Annotated in this window: 29 protein-coding genes and 1 tRNA gene; 5 read left to right on the forward strand and 25 right to left on the reverse strand. The window is 46.3% G+C overall.

From position 1 onward, the window contains the following. Positions 1–37 precede the first annotated feature (37 nt). From NIES2104_RS25595 to NIES2104_RS25650, 13 genes are all read right to left on the reverse strand, one after another. Positions 38–2,047: an NACHT domain-containing NTPase gene (locus NIES2104_RS25595; RefSeq protein ID WP_202815118.1), complete on the reverse strand. Its 2,010-nt coding sequence runs from the start codon at positions 2,045–2,047 to the stop codon at positions 38–40. 15 nt (positions 2,048–2,062) lie between these two features. Then, on the reverse strand, positions 2,063–2,254 hold the full coding sequence (locus tag NIES2104_RS32720; protein WP_202815119.1) for a hypothetical protein: 192 nt from the start codon (positions 2,252–2,254) through the stop codon (positions 2,063–2,065). A gap of 7 nt (positions 2,255–2,261) precedes the next feature. Next, complete coding sequence (locus NIES2104_RS25600) at positions 2,262–2,696, reverse strand: hypothetical protein (RefSeq protein ID WP_059001141.1); 435 nt, start codon at positions 2,694–2,696, stop codon at positions 2,262–2,264. A gap of 295 nt (positions 2,697–2,991) precedes the next feature. Further along, positions 2,992–3,351 carry a hypothetical protein gene (locus NIES2104_RS25605; RefSeq protein ID WP_059001143.1) on the reverse strand — a complete coding sequence of 120 codons (360 nt, stop codon included), beginning with the start codon at positions 3,349–3,351 and terminating at the stop codon, positions 2,992–2,994. 391 nt (positions 3,352–3,742) lie between these two features. Then, the gene (locus tag NIES2104_RS25610; protein ID WP_059001145.1) at positions 3,743–3,937 is read right to left on the reverse strand and encodes a hypothetical protein; all 195 of its coding nucleotides are present in this window, start codon (positions 3,935–3,937) and stop codon (positions 3,743–3,745) included. An 88-nt stretch (positions 3,938–4,025) separates the two neighbouring features. Then, the gene (locus NIES2104_RS25615; RefSeq protein ID WP_059001147.1) at positions 4,026–5,432 is read right to left on the reverse strand and encodes a hypothetical protein; all 1,407 of its coding nucleotides are present in this window, start codon (positions 5,430–5,432) and stop codon (positions 4,026–4,028) included. A 56-nt stretch (positions 5,433–5,488) separates the two neighbouring features. Then, positions 5,489–5,917 (reverse strand): hypothetical protein, encoded by a 429-nt coding sequence (locus tag NIES2104_RS25620; protein WP_059001150.1) that lies wholly within the window; start codon positions 5,915–5,917, stop codon positions 5,489–5,491. Positions 5,918–5,941: 24 nt separating this feature from the next. Continuing rightward, entirely contained in the window at positions 5,942–6,220 is a 279-nt protein-coding gene (locus NIES2104_RS25625) for a hypothetical protein (protein WP_059001152.1), read from the reverse strand. Between the two features lie 5 nt (positions 6,221–6,225). Next, a complete protein-coding gene (locus NIES2104_RS25630; protein WP_059001154.1) occupies positions 6,226–6,732 on the reverse strand; it encodes a hypothetical protein in 507 nt (168 codons plus the stop codon). Then, positions 6,716–7,030 (reverse strand): GIY-YIG nuclease family protein, encoded by a 315-nt coding sequence (locus tag NIES2104_RS25635; protein WP_059001155.1) that lies wholly within the window; start codon positions 7,028–7,030, stop codon positions 6,716–6,718. The genes NIES2104_RS25630 and NIES2104_RS25635 overlap by 17 nt, the downstream gene beginning before the upstream one ends. After that, on the reverse strand, positions 7,027–7,383 hold the full coding sequence (locus tag NIES2104_RS25640; protein WP_059001158.1) for a hypothetical protein: 357 nt from the start codon (positions 7,381–7,383) through the stop codon (positions 7,027–7,029). Before NIES2104_RS25640 ends, NIES2104_RS25635 begins: the two co-directional genes overlap by 4 nt. Positions 7,384–7,486: 103 nt before the next feature. Continuing rightward, positions 7,487–7,693, reverse strand: coding sequence for a hypothetical protein (locus tag NIES2104_RS25645; RefSeq protein WP_059001160.1), 207 nt, complete (start codon positions 7,691–7,693; stop codon positions 7,487–7,489). Next, positions 7,693–8,727, reverse strand: a complete 1,035-nt coding sequence (locus NIES2104_RS25650) for a hypothetical protein (protein WP_059001162.1) — start codon at positions 8,725–8,727, stop codon at positions 7,693–7,695. Before NIES2104_RS25650 ends, NIES2104_RS25645 begins: the two co-directional genes overlap by 1 nt. A gap of 223 nt (positions 8,728–8,950) precedes the next feature. On the opposite strand from NIES2104_RS25650, the gene NIES2104_RS25655 reads away from it, so the two are divergent. The 4 genes from NIES2104_RS25655 to NIES2104_RS25670 all read left to right on the forward strand — a co-directional run bounded on the left by NIES2104_RS25655 (position 8,951) and on the right by NIES2104_RS25670 (position 13,949). After that, positions 8,951–9,148: a hypothetical protein gene (locus NIES2104_RS25655; RefSeq protein ID WP_059001165.1), complete on the forward strand. Its 198-nt coding sequence runs from the start codon at positions 8,951–8,953 to the stop codon at positions 9,146–9,148. 43 nt (positions 9,149–9,191) lie between these two features. Beyond that, complete coding sequence (locus tag NIES2104_RS25660; RefSeq protein WP_059001166.1) at positions 9,192–10,061, forward strand: hypothetical protein; 870 nt, start codon at positions 9,192–9,194, stop codon at positions 10,059–10,061. Between the two features lie 753 nt (positions 10,062–10,814). Continuing rightward, a complete protein-coding gene (locus tag NIES2104_RS25665; RefSeq protein ID WP_059001168.1) occupies positions 10,815–13,487 on the forward strand; it encodes an AAA family ATPase in 2,673 nt (890 codons plus the stop codon). 108 nt (positions 13,488–13,595) lie between these two features. Beyond that, positions 13,596–13,949: a hypothetical protein gene (locus NIES2104_RS25670; RefSeq protein WP_059001171.1), complete on the forward strand. Its 354-nt coding sequence runs from the start codon at positions 13,596–13,598 to the stop codon at positions 13,947–13,949. Here NIES2104_RS25670 and NIES2104_RS25675 read toward each other — a convergent pair. The 4 genes from NIES2104_RS25675 to NIES2104_RS25690 all read right to left on the reverse strand — a co-directional run bounded on the left by NIES2104_RS25675 (position 13,946) and on the right by NIES2104_RS25690 (position 16,459). Continuing rightward, positions 13,946–15,094, reverse strand: coding sequence for a tyrosine-type recombinase/integrase (locus NIES2104_RS25675; protein WP_059001173.1), 1,149 nt, complete (start codon positions 15,092–15,094; stop codon positions 13,946–13,948). The genes NIES2104_RS25670 and NIES2104_RS25675 overlap by 4 nt on opposite strands. A gap of 227 nt (positions 15,095–15,321) precedes the next feature. Then, a tRNA-Pro gene (locus NIES2104_RS25680) sits at positions 15,322–15,395 on the reverse strand. A gap of 148 nt (positions 15,396–15,543) precedes the next feature. Next, positions 15,544–15,834 (reverse strand): hypothetical protein, encoded by a 291-nt coding sequence (locus NIES2104_RS25685; RefSeq protein ID WP_059001175.1) that lies wholly within the window; start codon positions 15,832–15,834, stop codon positions 15,544–15,546. A gap of 94 nt (positions 15,835–15,928) precedes the next feature. Further along, complete coding sequence (locus NIES2104_RS25690; protein ID WP_059001177.1) at positions 15,929–16,459, reverse strand: hypothetical protein; 531 nt, start codon at positions 16,457–16,459, stop codon at positions 15,929–15,931. Positions 16,460–16,837: 378 nt separating this feature from the next. Here NIES2104_RS25690 and NIES2104_RS25700 point away from each other — a divergent pair, with 378 nt between their 5' ends. Further along, positions 16,838–17,089, forward strand: coding sequence for a helix-turn-helix transcriptional regulator (locus NIES2104_RS25700; RefSeq protein WP_304608012.1), 252 nt, complete (start codon positions 16,838–16,840; stop codon positions 17,087–17,089). On the opposite strand, the gene NIES2104_RS25705 is transcribed toward NIES2104_RS25700, so the two are convergent. From NIES2104_RS25705 to NIES2104_RS32490, 8 genes are all read right to left on the reverse strand, one after another. Then, complete coding sequence (locus NIES2104_RS25705) at positions 17,086–17,874, reverse strand: HNH endonuclease (RefSeq protein WP_225895285.1); 789 nt, start codon at positions 17,872–17,874, stop codon at positions 17,086–17,088. The two genes, NIES2104_RS25700 and NIES2104_RS25705, sit on opposite strands and share 4 nt — an antisense overlap. 68 nt (positions 17,875–17,942) lie before the next feature. Continuing rightward, positions 17,943–19,099 (reverse strand): IS3 family transposase gene (locus NIES2104_RS25710; protein WP_156427044.1). Its coding sequence is split into 2 segments (ribosomal slippage): positions 17,943–18,835 and positions 18,835–19,099, totalling 1,158 coding nucleotides; the frame shifts between segments, so codons are not numbered across the junction. A 33-nt stretch (positions 19,100–19,132) separates the two neighbouring features. After that, positions 19,133–19,360, reverse strand: coding sequence for a hypothetical protein (locus NIES2104_RS25720; RefSeq protein WP_059001185.1), 228 nt, complete (start codon positions 19,358–19,360; stop codon positions 19,133–19,135). Between the two features lie 31 nt (positions 19,361–19,391). Further along, positions 19,392–19,898, reverse strand: coding sequence for a hypothetical protein (locus tag NIES2104_RS25725; RefSeq protein WP_059001187.1), 507 nt, complete (start codon positions 19,896–19,898; stop codon positions 19,392–19,394). A 3-nt stretch (positions 19,899–19,901) separates the two neighbouring features. Continuing rightward, entirely contained in the window at positions 19,902–20,360 is a 459-nt protein-coding gene (locus tag NIES2104_RS25730; protein ID WP_059001189.1) for a DNA phosphorothioation-associated protein 4, read from the reverse strand. Between the two features lie 103 nt (positions 20,361–20,463). Beyond that, on the reverse strand, positions 20,464–21,333 hold the full coding sequence (locus NIES2104_RS25735; RefSeq protein WP_059001191.1) for an Rpn family recombination-promoting nuclease/putative transposase: 870 nt from the start codon (positions 21,331–21,333) through the stop codon (positions 20,464–20,466). Further along, complete coding sequence (locus tag NIES2104_RS25740; RefSeq protein WP_059001192.1) at positions 21,330–23,396, reverse strand: AAA family ATPase; 2,067 nt, start codon at positions 23,394–23,396, stop codon at positions 21,330–21,332. The genes NIES2104_RS25735 and NIES2104_RS25740 overlap by 4 nt, the downstream gene beginning before the upstream one ends. Next, positions 23,393–23,557, reverse strand: a complete 165-nt coding sequence (locus tag NIES2104_RS32490; RefSeq protein WP_192843629.1) for a hypothetical protein — start codon at positions 23,555–23,557, stop codon at positions 23,393–23,395. The genes NIES2104_RS25740 and NIES2104_RS32490 overlap by 4 nt, the downstream gene beginning before the upstream one ends.

The following is a 23,557-nucleotide window of genomic DNA, read 5'->3' on the forward strand; positions in this document are numbered from 1 at the left end:
GTTTGTCTTTTCAACTGGCTCTACCTCACCTCGAATTTTAAGCCCTCAAATTGGCAAAGTAATCGAGCAACTCTCGGTGGAGGAAGCGGTAACGACCGCCGTTGCGTTGTAGGATGCGGCGATCAGTGCAGTAGTTGAGGAATTGCGCCATGTTCCAGGGGGCAATGTTATTTTGCCAAAGGACGAAGCGGAGACAAACGTGCTGAATGCAAGCAATTCCACCGCCAAAGTTTATGCCAATCAAAAGCGCCATCAGTAACCCAGGCAGTAAGAAGTCAGGAAAGTTTGCGATCGCAGCATCTAGAAGACGATCCCACGCTTGTTCGGTGCTTGCCCAACTGATAAGAGGCGAAGACATCGCGAGAATTACCCCTGCTGGGTAGCTCAAAGCGCTTGTCCACAGCATACTTTGTAGGGAATTTTGGATACCTTGATTGGGGCGCGATCGTATTTTCAAATTCTGCTTTAGCCCGCCAATTAGCTCAACAATCAGCCCAACAATCAGCCCAAAAATTAGTCCATCAATCAGCCTACTCAGCCCAAAGATTATCCCATCCCGACCAGAAGACAGCCCACCAATCAGCCCAAGCAGTCCAAGAATCAGCCCATAAGTCAGTCCAGCAATTAACCCATTCTTTAACTCGCGTAACGTTTCTCGTCGCACATCCTGCGACATCGAAACTCTAAAGGATTCGACAGGATCAATATTACTCAGTCTAAAAATCAGCCCAACAATCAATCCATTCAGCCCAACCATCCCAAAAACCAGCCCAACAATCAGCCCATTCCTTAACTTGCGTGACGTTTCTCGCCGCGCATCCTGCGACATCGAAACTCTGAAGAATTCGGCAGGATCAATATTACTTAGTCTAAAAATCAGCCCAGCAAACAGCCCAGCAAACAGCGCATTAATCAGCACATCCTGACCAAGAATTAGAATATCAATCAGCCCAACAATCAGCCTAACAATCAGCCGATTTCGACGAAGTAACCGGGGTGCTTCAATCCAGTCAGGTTGTATATACTCAATCAGAATCTCTATCTGATTTCTCTGCTGCAACTGCCTCGCCAACCAACTCAAATATCGTTCTGTTTCTGTACAGTTTGGCTCCTGCTCTACTGTTCTGTAAGCCCAAATTTTCTTTTTTAAGTCCTCCCGCCGATCGCTCTCCCGCACTTCTTTCGATAACCGTCGATCGACATATCGCCCTAACAGTTCCGCCTCACTCGCAAACGGCGATCGCGGATCATAAACCTGAGCCGCCAGCGAAAGAAACAACGGAATCCGCAACAATCCCGGATCGCCCTCCTCGGTCGGCTGCATGAATTTTTGCATCGCTGGAACCGTTTGAATTGCGTTCCACAAATCAGAACCAACGTGCCGTAAATACTCCTGAATTTGTGAGTCGCTCAAGGGCTGAAGACAAACCGCACCATTCAAATTTCCTAACTTCATCCCCACTGTTTCAAATTCTTTGCTTCGACAGCACACAACCAATTGAGGATAATGCCGCGCAAATTCATTGATCTTTTGCGTACATTTCTGCTGTCGCTCTAGTCCAAGCTCATCCAACCCATCTAATAGCGGCAACAGCACCTGTCGATCAACCCATTGCTCATATAATTTCGCTTTCCGATTGCCCCCGTGCAACTCATACAACTGCTCAGTCAGCCATTGCTCGATCGATTGACTATCCTCGCGCCAAGTAGACAACTCAAACAACACCGGGATCACAGTTTTCGGTTGCGCCAGCGCTCCCATTACTAATTGCTCCGCCAATCCTAACAGCGCCGTGGTCTTCCCCGCTCCCGGCGCACCTAAAATTAGCAGTTTTCCCGTCACATCATCGCGCCCAAATGTTTGAATCAACAATTGATTCTCGATCGTGCCTCGATCTTCTCCGTGAATCTGTAACCGCCGCTCTGCTTCTAAAGGCGATCGATTCACAGGCGCGAACTGCTCCTCGATCGACACCTCCATCAGCGTTCGATTCTGCAACAGCACATCACTCAGCCGCTTGCGAATTTCCGGCAACTGCTTTTTCACCAACAGATTATGTGCCTAATCCCAATCGACCCCAGACGGATTAGCTTGACCAAACAACTGCACGATCGCTCGATTAATCGTGACTTGATTTTCATGGCTATTCTGAAACCCGATCGCAGTCTGCCCGCCTTGGACAAGTTGAACATCACTGTCTTGAATCGAACCTTCGCCAATCTGTTGATTTTGAGAGTGATCTTGAGAAGCCATCGTCGTTCTACAGTCCGAAAAAGTGAGCTGCTACACCAAGCCACGGCGCGATCGCTTTAAAGACCCCTGCTCCCGTCTGCCACAAACTCTTCCCGGCTTCCGAAGTTTCGTTCAGATTCTTCATTGCCTCGCTCACTCGCTTCAAATTCTCTCCAACTAAGCTTTTATTCGCATTTTCCTTTCCAGCTTCCCGCTTTGCAGGTTTAAGATAATCCAACACCTCATCCTGCTGCGCTTCATCTAAACCCGATTCCTTGACTGCCTTTTCTAGTTTTTCCAACAGTTGAAGAACTTCAGCCGTCGTGATGCCTTGCGTCTGATCGTCGGAGTTGCCGCGTTGGGTTGCGGCGAGGTCATTACCCGCTTGCGCCTGCTGAATCTGACTACCTGAAACGTTACCACCGATCGATTGAGATTGAGTTGGGGGCTTCTTTCCAAACATGGACAATTCGTTAAAGTTTTCCTAATTGTAGAAACTATTCACCAGATCCTTGTGGCATTACTGAAACTTTAAAGGATAAAAATGACCAATCGCACTTCGAGTGGAGCGCTTAGAGCTACTACTGTCAGGCATCTTGTCAAAAGGCGGCGAGCGACTCCAAGAAGTTCATGATCGACTTCGAGAAATTGAGCGATCGCACGAGTGATTTCACACAATTCCACCAGCAGGGCAATTTACCCGAAAAAAGGGGGCGGTAGCCCCCATAAAAGCAACTGCCAGACCAAACCACCTTCCATCAAACGAACGGATTTTTGATCCACTTTTTAAGAAGTCGTTCCCGCTCTGCTGGATTGCCCTGGAATGACTCCAAAGCGTGACCACCAGTGACATTGCGCGTCGGGTCAAACACCACCAACGCCACTCGATCGAGGGTAGCTGGAACGTAATATTGATAGAAATTGATTGCGATACCCGAAACTTGGCTCGGAACGAAACACAGCGTCAATGTGAGTCCACTGTTGTTTTGTTCTCGAAAGCGATTCGTTGTGTAACTTTCCCACGCCCAAATGCCATCTTCGTCACCGTATTTACCACTAATAAAAACGAGAGAGGGATCGTTCTTGAGTTGATTGTACGCAGCTAGAATTTCTTCCATTGTTCTTTCCTTGCTAAATCAAACTGTTGGGTAGATTTCCAGAAATTGAGAGAGTAGAGTATTCAGTCTTTGGCTAGTTCCGATCGTTTTCTCGTCATTGACTCCTACAGCCGCAGCATCCAATTCGGTGACTCAGCAAATGGGTTATCGAATAGATAAACAAAATTTCCTGCAACATGATTTGATGTGATTCTTATGACTGCACTACTGTGAAATTCTCCACCTTAAAGACTCATTAGAAGATTCAAAATGATTGAAACCTAATCTTCAATCTCTGTAACCGCAATCGTTGTCTAAGCACAAAAGACGTAACTGTAACCGCTGTACTGCCTGTAAATGCGTTGGTTACGATGGAGGTTCGCCTTTCTTGACTATTTAGATACGGCTACATTCAAGTATCAATTACTCGGTATCCACTTTCAGTCTCCTGAAGCAAACCTAGTGCGATAGCTTCATCTAAAAAGGGCTGAATTGCTTCATTCGATGTGATCTTGCGATCGCGCTTATTGCCCCATAAAAGAATGGCATTCCGTCGTGTAATCACTGTTCCAATTTTGGTCTTTAACCATCGAATAAAGTCACCCATTAATGGCAAAGCATCTGTCTCATCAAAATCACTTGCAAGATCGTCGTAGAGCGATCGTGGATCTTCAGAGTTAGTGACATCACTTGATTCAAAAAAGGTATCGCGTTCTGTCAGGCGAACTGGATTCGACCAATTCTTCTAATCGTTGACGATCGCTTTTCTGAATCGATTGATGAGAAGAAACCGAAGTAAAATTCGCGGCAACCTTTGTCGAATTCATTAGAGGAAGCCAACGACCTGCTACCCCAATTAATCGATCGAGTCCCAATTCTTCACATTCATCCAAAACATCGCGATCGGGCTTTCGCTCCGGAGCCAGCCCATTATTCTTCGCCGTGAGATATGTTGTTTCGTTCCAGCCAGGAGTTGCAGTCGGCACTTGTGCGACAAAGATAGGATTCATTGCCGTGACATTCGCTTTGGTCAGCCCCAAATCACCCATCGCTCCGGTCGGTGCGAGTGCCCAAATTACTAAACCGCGTTTACTTCCCATGCTAGAAATATCAGCCAGCTTGCCTTTCACCCCATTGACAAACTGAGTCGCGATCGCAGAATCCAAGCGTACTGCCGTTCCCATGATGCTATTGAGTTCATCAATCACGAGGATTTTAGGACGTTCAACGCTCGAAGGCATTGTGGTGAATTCTTCAAGCAAATCGTTCCACACGCCATAGGCAAGTCGCTTCTGCGTGTCGGACAACTCAGGGAAATAAAAGCCGGAAACGCGATCGCACATTGACCAATAGCGCCCATCTTCTTCAGGAATAAAGCCAGCCGAGATATAAAAAATACTGACATTTTGACCGAACCGTAACCGGACGAAACCAAGAGCATCTGAAGCGAGTTGTGATTTTCCCGTACGCGAAGCGCCAATAATAATTCGAGAGATGATAAATTTCCCAGCCGCCATCATCTCGGCAATGTTCATAATTTTGCGAACATTCTGAGGCGCGACCGGAGGTTGGGCTTGGGTCATATTTTGCTGAGAGAATGCTGCGATTTTGGAGGAATTGACAGTTTCACGAGATTGAACTGGATCAGGTGGGTAATGTGCCCAGTTCGAGGTGTCTTCAGCTTGTGGAAGCACAGGCTTATCGTGTTTTAGCTCATACTGTTCTGGGAAATCCCAAGCTCGATTGCTCAACTCAACCCCTCGTGTATCCGCAAATTTCAGCTCCTGGTAGACAGCATCACGACCTGCTTGCTCGACAAAATCCTGAAAATCATCACCTTCCAAGAATGGTGCAGCCAGCCCATTCTTGATAATCAGGTCTTTTGCCTTCTGTTTTTGAGTTTCTTTGTCGAAGATGCGTTTGACCATCAAAAGTCCGATCGCAATCCCTGCAATCGGAGAGGCAAAGCTGGCAACTCCCAAACCCGCAAACAGGGCAACCGCAGTATCCAGCATATAGCTGTCTTGATCGAGAGTCTCAAACGCACGTTCGCGCCACTCGATCGGTTCGCGATGATTCGATTTCGCAACAAAGCTAGACATAATGAATATCCCCAAACGTGAATACCAGGACGAGCGCACCCGTCCTGGACAGTCAGTTAAGCTCGCGATTTCCGGTAGAAGTAAATCAATGCGCCAATGCCAAGCAAAACTCGCAAAATCACTTCAATCGCAAACATTGTGCAGAGCGTCAGCGTGATATTCATCCAATTCAGGCGCTGAAACGCTCCGGTGCTGAGATAAAGCACAAACTTGAGGAAGCCACCCTCACACGGCGGATACACGATCGAGCAAATCACAAAATCTAAAATGTATGCCGCGATGCGAATCTTGCCCAAGTTCCGCAGAATCCCCAATGGCAGTTTGTTATACGCCGACTTCATGCCGACAGCAACCGGATCATCTTTATCGGTGATCGGGACGCGATGGGTACGATCGTGTTCGTCCAACATCACCCGCAGCAAGGCTTTGTCGCGAAATAGTACGATCGGAGCGCATTGAGCAAATTGAATAAAGCCCCACAACACAATGCCAAAAATCCATTGGGAACTTCATCCCAATGCCCGCGCTACGCCGCCGATCAGGGGAATCTTGCCGATAAAGCGACCAAAGCCAGTGACATCAGTTTGACCGAGCAGTTTTCCGACGACCGCCACGTAGGGATTGATGTTGAGGTAGGCAAAGTACAGTGCTGCAAGGCATCCCAGAACGTATAGGATCTTGAGAAATGTGCGGATGAACGCCTTGCCACTGCTGTCGTCGTAGTATTGGGTGGCGCGACTCGTTGTTTGCGAAGTGTTTTGATAAGTTGATTGACTTTTTGGATTCATAGCATTCACCGTTGATTAGGTTTCGTTCGTTTGACCTGACTGGCTCCTGCACGTTTGATCGCAGCTTCGACTACTTCCCTGTTTCCGGTAAAGGCAAGATGCTTGACCACAGGCGTTCTGGTCGTTGCGTCTCGGACAATTTCTCCGGTATTTCCACCTTCATCGCAGACGGTTGTACCCGCAGGTAGCGGAAAGCCAGTAGTGCGATCGCGGACAGGTTGATCTTCCTGGAGTGCTGCAAACTTGGACGGATCTTTGACCGCGACGACAAAGAGACAGCCGCGCTGATAGCGAGCGATCGCAATCTTCTCTTTCTCAGCTTTGTCGTCTTCGGATGCGAGCAGATCCATTTGCTGTGCTGTATTCGACTGCATCTGATTGCGGAGTTGCCCCATTTGCTGAACGTTTGTCGCAATGTTGTCCTTCGAGGCAATTGTTGCGATCGCAGCAACCACCAACAATCCGATGTTGAATTTATTGCGTTGCAATTGGCGTTTAAGTCGAGGGTTCAAGATACTGCCTCCAATCTTTAGTAATGAGTGAGCGATGGCGTTTGAAGCGTTTTAATCGTTGCTCTAATGCCCGTGCCTGTGACTCGGATTCACAGATTAGAAATTTGTGAACAGAATAGGCAATTCCCCGCTCATTTGCAGCTTTCAGCATTCGGCTTCCGGTGCCGTTGCGATGTTGCTTCATGCGCTGATTCAGGTTCTTACAACTGCCCAGGTAAAATCGTGCGCGATGCTTTGGTGATCCGAGTGGATAGACCAGGGCGATCAGGTAAACGAACCCAATGCCCTGCTGGTTCATGACTGATAAACACCCTCGCTAATCTGATTGATCAAAGCAGACATGAGCGGCATTGCGTCACAGTCGTCTGCGTTGTAGCGAATGAGAAAGTTGAGAAATTCGCAAACATTGGGTGTGGCTTCGCCGTGAAAAATCTCGATCGCGGTATCTTTCAAAGCCTGGGGTAATGTCATTCCGCCCTTGTTTGATAAATGAGATTCGGTATCGAAGCCTTGCCACAGCGAGAGAATCCCGATTAGCGTAAATTTTTCTACAGCAGTCAGAGCTTCAAAGTGATTGCCGAATTGATCCATCAGTTCAGCGATCGCGGGAGTTTCGTGATAGTAGGTTGCAAGCGAGTGTTTGGTTGGCATAATTCAAAAAGCTCCTAGATTGTTCAATTTGTGGAGTCATAGCCGTCCGATGGTTGGTCGCCGGGGACGGCTATTTGTTTATTGAGCAGTGCGAGATTGGCACTTAGCTATCCAGCAAGGCAAGCAATTCTTCATCTGCGGTTTCAGTTGATTGAGACGAGAGATTAGTTTGCACAGTCCGTTGTTTGAGTTGTCGCTTGTAATCGTTCAAAACGAAAGTAATGATCTCGGTAGGATCGTCTGTCCCCAGTTGTGTACCGATTTCGTTAACAAAGGGCTGGAGATATTCCCGAATGCTGCAACGCACCATCAGCTACCTCTTCGTTGCTTTAGTTGGGCAAGTTTTGCAAGACCACGAGCGTTTGCCCAATGCCCTTGAGTAATCGGCGTAATTCCCTTTGCAGTCAGTAGTTGCGTGATTTGAGGAAGTTCAGAACCTCCACCTACTGCCAGAACTGCGCTGCTGGTAGCTCTCCAAGGTTCGCCTGCCTTTAACGCCGTAGCGAGGGTAGATTGCACCCACGGTTTCAGTTCGACTTGATAGATGTGGCGGAAATTCCAGCCAGTCGTACCATACTCAAAGGTTTTTGCCTCGATCCCGGCTCTAATGATCTGACGATCGCCTTCACCATTTAATTGTTTGCGGGTTTCTAGATTTCGAGCGATCGCATCAATTAAATTCTCGACTCCACCTGGCGTAACTTTGCGAATGAGAAGTTTTCCTTTCGCACCAAAAACGCTGATGATGCAAGTTCCGTTGCCGAAGTCATAGAGAAGGGACTGTCCTTCTGACTCAATTTCGGATCTGGCAGTCACGATCGCGCCCACACCTTCTTCAACAACTGCGACGACTTTGACCCCGATCGTTGACACTTCTTTTCCATTGAAGCGAACAGTATGATTGCCATTGAGCAAGCTAGAAAGCTCATGACCAAAAGCTTGGGCATCTTGAATGCTGGCTACGAGCGTGAATGCCCAGTGAGACTGATGCGGCAGAGTTGCGATCGTGCCCAACAAAAGTTGTAAACCGTAATTCAATTTGCCTCGCCGATCATCCACAACGCGATAGTAACCCATAGGATTTTGCTGGTAGGCACTAATGCCTGATAGCCATCGATGGCTAATTAGCTCAGAGCGATCGCCACTAACGTATTCAACTAAACCAGTCAAAGGATCATAAATTTCGCTGTAAATTGGTAAAACATAAGACGGAATTAGGATTTCAGTCTCCTCAAAGATTAGATTTGTAGAGCCATTGCCGCAATCAAAACCTGCTGAAAGATTAATGAGCGGTGACCGCCTGTAAGTGGTTGTAGCTGTCAGTGCTGAAGTGTTGGGTGTCATGCTATTGACCCTATATAAGTAATTCAAAGCCTTGTAGCGTGAGGCATTAGCTGAAGATTTCCGTCTTGATTGGTTCACTGGCAGCGATTCCCAACCAGAGTTTAGAATTGGCTACCTCTGTCGCTAAACGTATGTTAGCATAGAATTACCATAGAATTAGATGCTGATAACATCTTTCGTTATGGCATTGCATCATTAGCGACACAAGGGAGGCTAAAATTCCATGGCACTAACGACTTCAACCGAAATGAGTAAGCGAACAACGATCGTCTTGCCCGACAAAATTTTTGCAGATCTCGAAAAATGGGCAGATGAAGAAGGCAGACCAACCGCGAATCTTGCAGCTTTTTTAGTAGAACAAGCTGTAAGAGCCAAATACTCTTCTGAATATCCAAAGCCAGAAAGTCGGACAAAAGACTAGCGCCGAAGAAACTTTATTTTTCAGAACTGAGGTGATAGCCAAGATGACAAAACAACTTTGGGAAAAGACAGTTGTTGGTAAACCATCTGCCCTATTTTGTCCAAGCAACGATGAGGAAATGTGTCTGTATTTACAACAGTTCTGTTTTCAAATAGAACTACCTCATGACCTCGGTAGAGGTCATCAAACTGTAGTGGAGTATGAGATTCTCCACCTTCAAATGATGGGTTACTGGTATGCCTATCACTACTTAGGAGAACGTAAAGCTGAACTTTTGCGAGAACTAGAATCAGAGCGCGGAGCCGGGTTTGAGCCAATGGCTCATGCTGCCTTTGCCCTACTAGAACTGTGTAAATGCTGTGTCCAAAGTGGGTATTTCCATCATTCATCTCAACTCATTTCAGTCTCTTACCAAAACTTTTATCAGGTTTGGATCTGCTTGCTGGTTGATGATATTCAAAGTGAATTGAAGCGAGGATTTCGCAAAAAAGAAGAAATTACTTCGATTAGAAGGGAAATTGACCAGGGGCGAGATTTGATCAAAAAACTTGAAAACATCCAAGTAGGAAAGGAAAAGGCAATAGACCTCTCAGGCAACGAGGAATTGGGATTGGTAGAAAACTCCGCTCTTGGAGCGTTGATCACAAGCATTGCTGCTTTTAGAACTGAGCCTGTTCCGAATAAAATCTGGAGGGCTTGGAATTATTACTTATCAAGGTTGAAGAAAGTAGCTACGAAGCAAAGCGAACCGGACAACGGACCCATGTTTTACATCGATGAACAGGGGCAACTCTGGCTTAAAGGCAAGGGTAATCAATCGCATTTATACCCTGAAGAAGACGCGCAGAAGATTTCAGCAATGGTTGCAGCACAGACTAACTTCTGGAAACGACATCCTGTCAGAATTCGCTAGCGTTGGATTGGGTTCGTAGAAAACTATGCAGAGGTGAATCGTTCAGGATACATACTTACCATGTCTTTATTTCAAGTGCTAAGTCTAACTGGTAATCGAGACCGCAGTGCAAACTTGCATCGCAACCTCAGCGGGTTTCGGACTTCTTTCCAGAAAAAGCTACGAGGAGAGCAGTGTGTAAAACAAAGAACTAGGTATTCATTGTTCTGTGTGCAAGAGTTAAAAGAGGCTAAGAGTTAACCAAACGAAAGGGAGAATTGAAGTGCCCCATCCCCGTTTAGAACAGTATCCACTTGATCACTTGGTAGCTACTAAGCTAAATGATCGAGATTATCAAAGTCTGCAAAAAAGAGTGAAGGAAGAAAGCTCTAGCCAAGCTTCTTTGGTTCGTCTTGCAATTCGCAACTATCTTCGATCGTCTTTTTAGGGCAGTCAAGTTTGCGAAAACAGCATTTACTTCTGGAGGTAATTACTACTCAAGAAAGTTGGATTCGCAAAGGGTTGACGTGAAGCCGTCAAACTCCGCAACCAGTGATAACTACAGTGCGAATGGGCGGGGAGACTAACTGAAAGCTTTGGCGAGCGCAGAAGTTAGTATCCCCTTGATTCACTATTTCTAATTCTAGGGGAACTTCACTCTATGACGCAAGAGTGTCATTGGATAAATTACCCTAGCCGCTGCATGGTCAACATCTCTAGCGCTCGCCTTTTGAACTAATCGAAAAACTAAGAACGAGCGTAAGGTTTTGCCCAATGTCAGCAAAGACTCAATTCATTGATCGCAATGTAGTGATTGCATTCCTCTCATTGCTCGGATATCAGGACAACGACGAAGTTTTCCTTCGGTTTTTCTACCCTAGCGGTGACCCTCGCAAAAAATCGGATAAAGGCAGGAAGTTGAACGCCAAGTTTCCTAACTTACCTTGGGAACAGATGGAGCAATTGCAATCGGCAGGTTATGGGTGCTATGTAGTTGTAAATGGGGGCGGACATAGGGACTCAGAGGTAATTTTGGGTCGTGCGATTTTTTATGAACACGACAACCTGGATAAAGTGGTTTCTCGTGATCTTTGGAAAACACTGAATCTGCCTGAGCCGACTTGCCAAGGAGATACGGGCGGAAAAAGTATCCACACTTATCTACGCTTGTCGAATTGCACTATTGATCAATGGACGAATCTACAGCTTGATTTGCTGGAATTTGCAGATGCCGATCGCAGTAACAAAAACCCCAGTCGTGTGATGCGCCTTATTGGTGCTACCTATCTTGCACCTGGACGGGAGCCAGTTCAGTCCGAGCTTATCAGTTGTTCTAACAAAGTCTACACTTACGAAGAATTGCGAGCGGCTATTCCTAGACGAAATGAGTTAGCGATCAAGCGGCAGTGGAGTGAATTTGATCGACAATTCAAATTGCCCACGACTAAGCGAGTACCTTTAATCGAGTGTCTCAGCAGAGCTAATCGTGTACTAATTGAGCAGGGCACTGGAGAAGGGCAACGCAACGATCGAGGATATGCTCTTGCTTGCGATTTGATTGGTGTTTCCAATTACCTGTCCAAAATTGCTCAACCTTACGAGGGTGAACCAAAGTTGTTATTTGAGCAGTACTGTAGCCTCTGCTCACCACCTTTAGAAGTTGCCGAAGCTGAATCAATCTGGCGAAGCGCAGAAGTGAGATCAACAGGCAGCAGTTTGTCTGAAAGTCAAATCGAAAATTGCATCAAAGGCTGGGAATGGCGGCAGAGATCGCAAGAGACTCCTTCAGAAATTTACAAGAGCCATTCAGAGGTGAATTACAAAGTTCCTGAGCAGACTAAAGCTGAACCCACTGAAGACCTCCCAAACTTTGAAGACACTATGCAACAGTTAGATTTGATCTTTGAGGTCTTTGGAGTCGGAACAGCCCGCTGGAAATGGGAAATTGGAGTTTTAGCTAAAGCGGTTAAACGAAGTCGATCAGAACTCCTCGAAATTTACCAAGACAAACAGAGCGAGACTGAACCGTTCGCCCCGGTTGATGTCACGGACTTTCTCAGTTCAGACCAACCGGAGCGCGAATGGTTGATTGCTGGGCACGTTAGCCTTGCTAGCACGATCGGTCTCATTGCTGATGGCGGCGTTGGTAAAACCTTGTTGGTGTATGACTTGTGCAAGGCGATCGCGACGGGCAACTCCTGGAACGGATTCAGATCGAAGCGATCAAAGGTGCTAATAATCCAGACTGACGAACCAGAAGTCGATACTAGGGAACGCTTAAATATTGCTGGTTTTCAAGCTTTAGAAGCTGGCTGGATCTTTATTGAAACGAATTGGCAATTCTGCAAAATAAGACAGTTAGAAGACTGGATCGAACAGCATTTTGCGAGTGAAAGTGGGTTTGTGGTAATTGACTCAATGTCCTCGGCAAACCGCTCCACACAAGCCGAAGAAAAGGATTCGTCTTACGCGGCTCCACTCTACAGCTTAAGAGACATTGCAAATCGAAGAAACGTCACATTCGTCATACTTCACCACACCAATAAAATGGGCGGTGCACGAGGAACGACGGCTTTTCGGAACAACTTGTCTGAAGTCTGGGTGTTGCGAAAAGGAGACCCCAAAGACAATTTAAAGCCAACACAGCGAATTTTAGAGATCGAGAAGTCGAGGTCAGGCTGTAACGGAATTTTCCAGATTGAGCTTAACGTTGATGATTACTCTTGGGACTATCAGGGTGATTTTGGGCTGGACGAAAACACACCTGTTCCATTGAAAGCGAGAATTCTCAGTTGGTTAGAGCAAAACCGTGGAACGAAATACGAAGCTGAAGAGTTACTAGAAGTTTCCACAGTAGGTGCTGGCAGCACAAAAGAAGCCATTCGCAAGCAGTTAGAACGGTTGAAGCGGCAAGGGTTAGTAGACTGTGAGGACCGCACTCGCCAATCTCAGGCTGGTACCCGTCGTTACAAAGTTTATTTCCTACCTGCTGCTCCAGTAGCTTCTGGACAAAGCCCTGACTCGCCTACCCTAGAAGCTTGTCCAGAAGCTAGTGCGAATCACTCATATCCAGATGCAGCAAGCCTTAGACCTTCTGGACAAGCTTCTGGACAATTAGCTTCTGGACAGCTTCAATGCGAACTTACAGAACTCACCTTGCCATTTGCCTCTGGTGAATACGCCGAAGACGATTGGACGGAGATTGAGAACGCTGCTGCTCCCAATCCTGAAGAAAATGGCAGGGATTTAGCGATCGGGGACAAAGTTCTTGCATACCACTCAGAACATTGGGAAGAGGCAGTCGTACTTAAGATTCCAATCAATGCTTCAAACGGCAAGAGTATTCGTTGCTGGAAGGTTCGTTTAGCAAACGGAAATGAAGTTCATATTTGGGAGCGCAGAAATTTAGCACCGCCTCACCATATACCTGACCAGTCCGAACTGTGAAAGAACAAGTCAACCACAAGGACGCGAATAAAGATGCTAATTCCCAAGAGTTCCTTAATCAAAGCTTGCCACATTCTTCAACCAACTTAAACTTCACAAATAACGATCGTGACCACCGAAAACTCAACCGAAATTCTCATACGCGCGATCGCGATCCTTGAACGCGCTGAAGCAATTCTCAATCACATTGAAGTCGAATACTTTTCACCTCAAAGTGAATGGGTGGATAAACACGCTGCTTCTAAGATTGTGAACAAACACTGGCAAACGCTGAACGTTTGGAGACGCGATAAAGCGAAGGGCTTAATCGAAGGGATTCACTGGCAGCACGACGGCGGTGAAGTCGTGTATCACGCTGAGATGCTGAAAGACTGGTATCGTCACCGTCGCAATCCTGAAGCTCACTTACGCACCATTGAGCAATCTGCCAAATCTCAGGCAAAGCGGCGCAAACCTGCCTAGTCCGCCAGAATATCAGGAGTCGCGATCATGCCCACTGATTCCAAATACGAATCTTTCAGCACTTTGGGATCGTGCCTCGTAATCGTTGCGACCTGCTCGATCGTCATTCCGTGTTCATAAATTGCATTACTGACAAAACTTTTTCTCAGCGTGTAAGGTCGCCTGTAGTCGATATTCTGTTTTTTGAGTATTGTTTTCCATGCTCCTTTATAAAACGTCTTTGCATTCAAATTCCCGCCTTTTTTGCCGGGGAAAACAAGCGCTTCTGGGTCAAAGTCCTCTGGTCTTCTTCGTTTCAGTAGTTCGCTAACTCGCAGTGGTAGATTGACGATCGCGGCATTGTGCGCCTTGGTTGGTTTGCGCTTATTTTTCGTGGTAATCGATTCGCCAATCCAGACCTCAGTTAGCTCATCATTAAAGTGCTTCCATTGCAGTGCAAGCGCTTCTCCGGTTCGACATCCCATCGACAAAAAGAATTCAACAAAATCAGCATAGTAACTGTATTGAGGGTCAGTTCGGAATGCTTGAACGATCTCTCTTAGCTCAGTTGTGCTAAATGCTTTTTCGCCTTGGGTTGGGGCAACTTTAATCGATTCGTGTACGACCTTCCAAGGATTGCGACCCTTGACGTACTCGCGATCGCTTGCCCAGTCCCACAACGCTTTCATCATGCCGATGCGCTCCTTTAGCGTCACGTCGCTGAGTTTCGTTGCTAAGTAATCTCGAAATCGAGCAGCACCAGATTCGTCCAGCGTGGAAACGGGATTCTTTTTGAAAAACTCCTTTACCGTGTTAAAAAGTGCCTTGTACTTATCGAGCGTCGTTTCGTACACTTTCTCAACTTCGATTTTGTACTCTAGCCACCGCTCATATAGTGTTACCACACTCAAAGTCGTAGACTGAAGCTGACGATCGGTATATTTATTCAAACTGGGATCAAACTGTCGGGTGTGGAGATCCGATTCAATCTGACGCGCCTTGGCTTCCGCGATGCGACGATTGATTTCAGTGTCGGGTAGCCCCAATGCCAAGTAGAAACGTTTACCGTTACCACCGAGATCCTTTGTCCATGTCCAACGGAGTTTGAGCCGGTCATCGATCGGCAGAATAGTAACGGTTCCCGATGTAGATTTTGCTCTAGGCATAAGGGAAAAGTGGGGCTAGCTTTTATTGGTGCGAAACTGGTACGACGGATTGGTGCGGTGTTCTTCTGGGGGTAATGGGGTTGGTGCAGCACACCAATTTCACACCAATAAACACTCTAGAACCCAACAAAATCGCTCCAGATTCATCAGCTAGTCTACACCAAGCGCAAAGGCGCACCAAAAGCGAAGGAGGCTCAAAACCCTTCAGTTTCAAGCCTCCCAGCTAATCGGAGCGGCGGGATTTGAACCCACGACCCCTACTACCCCAAAGTAGTGCGCTACCAAGCTGCGCTACGCCCCGATGCGCTTTCTGCCTATGCCCCGTAGAGCCTTCAGATTCAGAATACCACTTTTTGAAGGTTGAAAATTGGTAAATACATTTCTGAACACCAATTCCGCCCCTCAATTGGCGGCATGACAAATTATAACACGGTTTGGGTGAGAAGACATCAAGGCTTTACAACCGACTGAAAACGGCTGATGGCATTCAAATAAATAGAGACATCGTTTTGACTTTTGGCGACCTGCCACAGTGTCAGAATGCAACGGTCATACGTCATTGCCCCGTAATTTGAAAGCTGGAAATAACAAATGCCTTTGACCCATTGCCATTCGGGGGGTTCTTGGTGCTGTTTTAATACGAAGTTCTGGAGAGTCCTGACTTTCCACCCAAACATTTTTGCCGCATTGTCTTGGCTGATCTGCTGGCAAACCTCATCTAACATTAGAGTGTTCTTCATAGCGTCTCGACATCACAGAACTTCATTCGGTGTCTTGTTTGTTTCAGCTTTAGTTGCTGAATTAAGCTGAGTAGGCGTTGATCGTGGTCTGCAATCAGATCTGGGCAGCTTGCGCTTGTTGTCGGTGCAGTTCAATTTGTCCTTGTTGGTGAGCAGCTTTTAACAGGGGTTGGATGAGAGCCAGAGGCAGAAGATCAGATGCGAGATGGCGTAGATTCTGGCGATGGTGTTCAGATTCGCTCCGAAGCTGTTGAAGCTGCTGGTTCAGTTGGGGAGCGGCTTCGGCAAGGTTTCCGCCTTCGGCATCGAATTTGGCTTGCGCCGATCGTAGATTGTCTTCTGCGGTTTCGAGGGTTTCGATCAGGGTGTCTAGGCGGTTTTGTTCGGTTTGTAAATCGATTCGCTGCTGGTTGAGCCGTTGCTCGATCGCGTCTAGCGCTTGTCGATCGCGCTTTTCTGCCATGTCTCGACGTTTGCGGCTGACGAGAATTTCGAGGTCGGTGACGAGTCGATCGCTGAGTTCGAGTCCGAGGACGGCGCGAATGGCTTCGACGACGCTGGCAGGGGGGACAGACCCTTTAAACTGGCTGCCCCTTCTTCTGTCAACAGTGCAGCTTTCAATCAATCTGAATCATTCTGCTTGCAACGCTGATGAATTCTGGTGAGTGCTTGATCGGAATGGGTCGGCTCCATTCGCTGCCAGAAATGATGTTCTGCCTATGTAGCAAACCAATCATACGCTCAATGGCTCTACGAGACCCGATTAAAGTCATTTTCACAGGGTTATCGTCTAAGGAAGACTGTACGAAGTTCTCTTCTGGTCGTTGACCCAAATCGTCTGAGGCTTCTCTGTCAATGAACATCTTAAATACTCCATGTTTGAAATGACTGTCACACGAAATCGTCACAGTCCAATTAGTATTTAATACTAGCACAGTCCAATTGGACTGTATACGAGGATGCAAAGCTCTGACACGATTAATCATGCTTAGAGCAATTCTTCGTGTTAGGGCGTATGGGAAAAGCGGGTAAGGTTCTAAAAACAGTGATGCAGAATTACGGCATCAGTCAAGGGAAGTTAGCAGCAGCAATGGGAATTGGTGCATCCAATGTCTACCGTTGGGCGAACGAAATCCGCGATCCAGGTTCAGAAACCGTGATGAAAATTTTGGAAGCATTGGAAAAGTTGAACTCTGATGCGGCTACAGAATTTAGAAGGCTATATATGAGCAATGAGCTAGAGGAAGATGACTAAGCAATCTTCCAGAATTTTCGATGCCATTGCAGAGAGTCGATTCTGGGATTGTAGATTTCATTGTTAGGTAGAAGAATAGCTTCTCCGTCAAAATCTCGCATCGATCGCAAACCGTTCGGTGTTTCTTCGTGAAAGCGATCGCGAGGTATAACAATCCGATAATTCTCATCAATGCTAAACCAACCTCGATCGAACGCCCAATGATGATTCTTACAAAGTGCTAACCCATTATCGAAGTGATCATCTCGGAACTCAGAAAACGGCTTGATATGCGCTCCATCTACGATATCTTGGCTATTTTGACTCACGACTTTCAATCTGCAAAAGGCGCAACGCTGTTCATAGAGCGAAACTACAATTCGTCGAAAAGCCGCATTTCTGACGAAGGCTTTATCCTGATCCTTCAAATCACCGATCGTGTAGGTTGCTCCACCTTTCTCAAACAATCGAAGCTGAACGTTCTGAAGCTCATCAACTTGATACAACTCATTAAACTTTTGAGATTTAGCTGGAAACCATTTTTGAATTAAAGCTTCGGCTAATTGAACTCTTCTAGCGGCATCTTGTAGATACTCGAATAGCTCATCGTCTACATAAGCGTACTTCACAGCATTTCTTAGAGCAGACAAGCCCTTGATTTTGGTTTTCGTAGCGATCGTTGCCTCAAATCCAGGATTCGGCATGAGATACCAGAACTTATCGCCAGTGAGATGATAAAAGGGCAAAGCAATATCTGATCGATGCTCAGTAGTAACTAAGTGAGATGGACCCGTAGGGTTGGACAAGAAATAGATAGTGAATAAGCTACAGTTCTAGATCTCAATTCTACTAACTTTACTGATCTAGATTCAATTCACGCTTTTGCTTCTTTCATGTTCACATTCTTTAGACTACTACAATACACTTGATTCGGTGTCTTGTATTCTAATCCTTGATGTGGTCTGACTTGATTGTACCATTGAAACCAGTGTTTCACTTCTTGATTCAAATGCTGTCCATTCTCGAATGACTTGAGATAAATCAACTCATACTTCAAACTCCGCCATAATCGCTCAATGAAAATGTTGTCATGACATCTGCCTCGCCCATCCATGCTGATGTTGATTTGAGCTGCTTGGAGACAATCGATGAACGCTGTCGCCGTGAACTGTGCGCCTTGATCACTGTTAAAGATCTCTGGCTTGGGATAACCCGCTAATGCTTCATCCAATGCCTCCACACAAAACGCCACTTCTAACGTGTTTGAGATGCGCCATGACAAGACTTTGCGGCTGTACCAGTCCATCACTGCTACCAGGTAAAAGTGTCCCTTCGCGCCTGGAAGATAGGTAATGTCGGTACACCAGACCTGATTCGCATTCGTAATGGCTAATCCTCGCAGCAGATAGGGATAAATCCGATGCTCTGGATCGGCTTTGCTGGTATTGGGTTTCGGATAGATCGCATACAACCCCATCTCCCGCATCAACCGTTGCACCCGTTTTCGATTCACGTTGTACCCTCGCGATTGCAGAAACACCGTCATTTTCCGACTGCCGTAAAACGGCGTTTCCAAGTATTGTTCGTCGAGCAACCGCATGATTGCCAGTTCTTCTTCCGACGGCGGCAAAGCTTGGTAGTAGAAACTCGATCGCGCAATGCCCAACAATTCACACTGACGCACAATGCTCAACTCTGGATGCTCTGAATCTACCAAGGCTTTTCGGTCGGCAAGCCCAATCGTGCCGACCTGTTGGCTAAAAAATCTCGCTCCACTTGCAACTTGCCAATTTGTCGATATAACTCGTCAACTTGGGCGCTCGTTTCTGGCTCCACTGCACTCGATTTCGCACCGCGTTCAAACAACTCACTCGCACCGTCCAAAAGCTGCCGTTTCCAGTTGTGGATCATCGTGGGGTGAACGCTGTAATGACTCGCGATTTCCGCGATTGTCTTTTCTCCTTTAATCGCTTCGAGGGCGACTTTGGCTTTAAACTGGGCGCTGTGTTGTTTACGTTTGTTTTGGCTCATATCTACTCCTACCATGAGGTTGAGGGGTGTAGCTTATTCACCTGTCCAGTTTTTTTGTTCCACTTCAAAGTTCGACCAGTATTTGAGAAAAGTTGCAATGAGTTCCGGAGATAGATAAATCTGATTACGCTCAATTTTATTTTGTTCAAATAGTTCAATCACAGAAAGTAACAAACATGGCTTATGAGGAGCAACACCATGAGCATTATCAACCCTGAGTTTCGTGAACTTGTAGGTGTAAAAGTTTAGATCTTTGTTCATATACACTGCTCCTCTCAAGATAAATCTATGTTTAGTGATGCCCTAGAACTTGTATTAGCTGCTCAACTTGGTCAAGTTTGTTATAGAACCATCTGTGAATGAGGATAGTAGTTAAGCTAACTCTTGAAGCTGGCTCTTGTAGTAATTCAAATAGTGCATCATCGATCTGAGCGTATTTAACCGCCTGCTTCACTTCCTGAAAGGTCTTAAGCTTTATCTTAGATGTGATAATCTTTCTAATTCCTGGGTTTGGTGTTAGATGCCAGAATTTGTCGCCTTGCAAATGAAAGTAAGGTCTAGATATGTCTGGATTATGACGTTCTGAACCTAAATAGCTCCAAACCTGTAAGAAAGTTTCAATCAAGTTAGAAGACAGAAAGATTTGATTTCGTTTGATTGTGCCTGTTCTGATTAGTTCAATGACAGTCAGAACTAAGATGGGCTTGTGAGGCGCGATACCATGAGCGCGATCGACTCGTAACCGTGAGAATCGAATCGAGTAATATTGCAACTGATCTAAGTGATCAAAAGTAGCCATACATCACTCAAAAAACATATTGAAATTGATGTCCTCGTTGTCCTGTTCAAGTTTAGTTTTACTTAGAATCAATAGAATTTGCTTTGTGTAATTTTCAGCCCCAAACAATTCATTTTTTAGAATTCTAAAGCCTGCATTTGCATATTCTTCAAACACTCTAAGCCGCAGATCCTCATATTCTTCAGTTGAAGCAAGAGTCTTTGGATCTGCTGTTGCTGTAATTGCGAGTAAGTTGATTACAGACTCGTAGCCTCTTGTAAAGAACTGCTCTTGTGGAATTGGATCAGGCTCTTTTAAGGAAATTTTCTCTAGAGGTTCACGTTTCTTACGCTTCGCACCCAATACAGCCGCAAAAGTCACAATATCAGCATAAGTTTGAAAAGGCGAATTAGGCGTTACAGAGTTCTTTAGAGATCGAACAAACTCCGCTTTATCTTTTGCAACTCTAACTCTACCTTTCATGAATTAACGATCGCACAATAGCGTTTATTTTAAATCCCTCTGGAAATTCTGAACATTCTTTATCAGATGAACAATCGCACAAACTCCCTCAAGTTCGATCGCACTATCCCTTCCGCCCAAATCGATCGACTAACTCCTCCCGCGACAACCGAATCAATAAAGGCATCGCCTCAGTCACCGGAACCTCTAGCAACGCCTCAACCACGATCGACAACTCCTCATCCAAATCGCCAAACCGAGTTTCGAGCAAACTCTCGATCGCCCCGCGCCGCTCTTCCTGCCGCCCTTCCTGCCGCCCTTCTTGTCGCCCTTCTTGTCGCCCTTCTTGCAGAGCTTCCTGATACACTCGACTTCGCTTCAGATCATCTAATCCCAACATAGATTGAATTTCCTCCCGGCTTAACGATGCGAATTTGTAAACAACGATCGTTTCAACTAAATCAATTATCGCTTGGCTTGAAGCTTCGTCGATCGATTCTTCCTGCGTTCGTTCAATTAATTGCCTCGCCTGCGTAACAGCCGTTTCTTCTGGCTCAACCACCAGCTTGACAACCCCAACGCTCAAGGGCAACTCTGCCACTGACCCCAATTCATCCAAATAAATCCGTCTCACTTTTGGGCTATCCACTAGAACCTGATATAGCCTCGATTGATCCGGTTCTGTACTCCGCGTAGGATAAATCAAAACTCCCTGCCAATCGTAAGTATCTGGATTCTGATCCAAATAGAGAAAAAGTTCAGCAAAAAATCGATGGTGCAGCCGCTGATCTCTCTGCATCTGAATTTCACAAAAATAAGCTGGACGATCGCACTTGGTCGGCAACAAAACGCCATCGATCCGAAACGCAGTTTGCTTAATTTCAACAGAACGAAACGTATACTCTCTGGCGGTGTCTCCAGATTCTCCAATCAGTTCAAAGAAAATGCTGGGCGCAAGTTGGAAGATCCGATAAAACAGGCTATCCGTCTTCATCCATCAGCCTCTCGATCGACTTCCAACACCTCCGTATACTCAAACTCATTTGGACTCTGCCGCACCAGTGGAAACGTTCTGCCATTTAGCTCGATCAATTCCGATTGACTTTCTGGTTTCGCAGAATTAAACACCAAAACATATTCCTTGCCAATGTAAGGAGCCATTTCCGTTTCGACCTCACCGCGCCATTGCGTCTTCGTTGCTAACACCACTAACTGATCTGCCAGAGTCGGAATCAGCCTCGCAATCTGACGACGATAGTTCTCATCCAACGTGCCAAACGGAGAATCCATCACGATCGGGAAACTACTATCTGCCAACCCAAGCAGAGAATATTTCTTGCTCCAATAGCGGACGCGATCGATCACACTGCCAATAAAAGAAAGGCTCAAAATTTGGTTCTCCCCAGTCGAGGGAGCGACGACACTCTCGCCATCCATCAGCGTTTCGATTAGAACCAATTCATAATTTTCGGTGAGTTTTGGCACTTGAGTCTTAAACGAAACCTGTCGAAAAATCTTCCTTACCTTCTCTTCCAGCTTCTCCCGAAACTTTTGATCCACTCGTCGCCGCACTTCTTCAATTCTGACGATCGCATCTTCAGCCGCCGTAATTTGCCGCTTGATCTGCGCCTGCTGTTTACTCTTCGCCTTGAGATCTTTGATTTGCTTATTCAGGTTCGCGACTTCTGCATCAATTTCGTTAATATCCCGCGCCGCATTCTCATCTTCTCGATGCAGTTCAATAATCTTATTTTCAATCTGCTCCAATCGCTGCTCCATACCCTGCACATTCACGTCTTCGCTACCTTTCAACTGTTCTCGAATGTCGTCAAGCTGCGTTTCTAAAGTCGAGAGATGACGGCGCAAATTCTCAATGCTGGCTTGCTCTTGCTCCACCTCTGCCCAAAACTCAGGAATTTGCCGTTCGATGCTGCTCACTTCGCCACCCATGCGAATCACCGCCTCTTCGACATCCTGAATCCCAGAGCGATCGAGCCACGATTCCACTTGCTTTCTCGGTTTTGTCCCAGCTTTCAACGGAGTGCCACAGATACACGATTCCTCTTCGAGCAAATCTTCCACAAACTGCTGCTTGATTCCGGCTGGAAGCTCTCCTCGTTGTCGTAATTCGTCTGAGAGCGTGCGAAATTGAGCGATCGCATCCGTCAAAAACACGGCGTAGCCTCGCGCTGAAATGGTGCGTCGGAGCTTATCTTCACTCCGGTCTAACTGTGCCTGAATCTCCTCAACCTGCTGCTTGAGATCGTCTCGTCGTGCCTGAATCTGTCCAATCTGATCGGAAGCTCGTAATGCTGCACTGGTCTGAGTTTGCAAATATTTCTGATCTTCCATCTCGATGACAAGCGCCTCTCGCTTGATTTCGAGTTCTGTCCTCTCAGCAAGGAGATCATTTTTAGCTTGAACCAAGCGTTTTGTCTCAGGATCACCAATTTCTGCGAGTTCTTTATCTAGCGATCGACGCGCCTCTTTCAAATGATGAATCGCACGATCCAAAACTTCCACACTCAGAAGCGTTTTGATCGCTTTGGCGATTTCTGATTTGTTTTCAGACTTTGCCATTCGATCGATGCGTTCCCCATCAAAGAAGAAGTAACGATGCAGGCTATCTGGCAAAACCTGTCCAATTTTATCTTCTGGTAGTTCGGGCGGTTTGACCAACTTGTTATTAATTTGCAGCGCCAGTTCGCCCCCTTGTTCTTGCAGATCGGTTGAATTTGTTTTTTCGACGTAACACGATCGACGAGCACGATAGCGATTGTTGTTATGTTCAAACACCACTTCAACCCAACAATCGACCCGACTGTTTAATGCAGTTTCTGCGATCGCTCGTTTGTTAATATGCTGCTCTGGCGATGCAAATGCTCCCGTGTGCTGTCCATACAACACCCAGGTAAACGCATTCAGCAAAGTCGTTTTCCCTGCACCATTGTTGCCATGAACAACGGTGATACTTCGCCCTAAGAAGTTTGCGAATTCGATTTCGACTTCACCCCAAAACTGGCGGAAATTGAACAACTTAATCGAGAGTAGCTTCATTCAACCGCGTCCTTAATGATTTTGAGAATGTCTGCTTTAATCCTGGGTCGATCTGAGTGTATGTTCTCTTTCTCTAGAAGAATCACATCTCGAATAATCTTTTCAACCTCGGCAGGTGCGGTTGTAATCGGCTCTTCAATGTCATTTGTTTCTGCATTCAT

It is taken from the genome of Leptolyngbya sp. NIES-2104 (assembly GCF_001485215.1).
Taxonomy (GTDB): Bacteria; Cyanobacteriota; Cyanobacteriia; order Leptolyngbyales; family Leptolyngbyaceae; genus Leptolyngbya.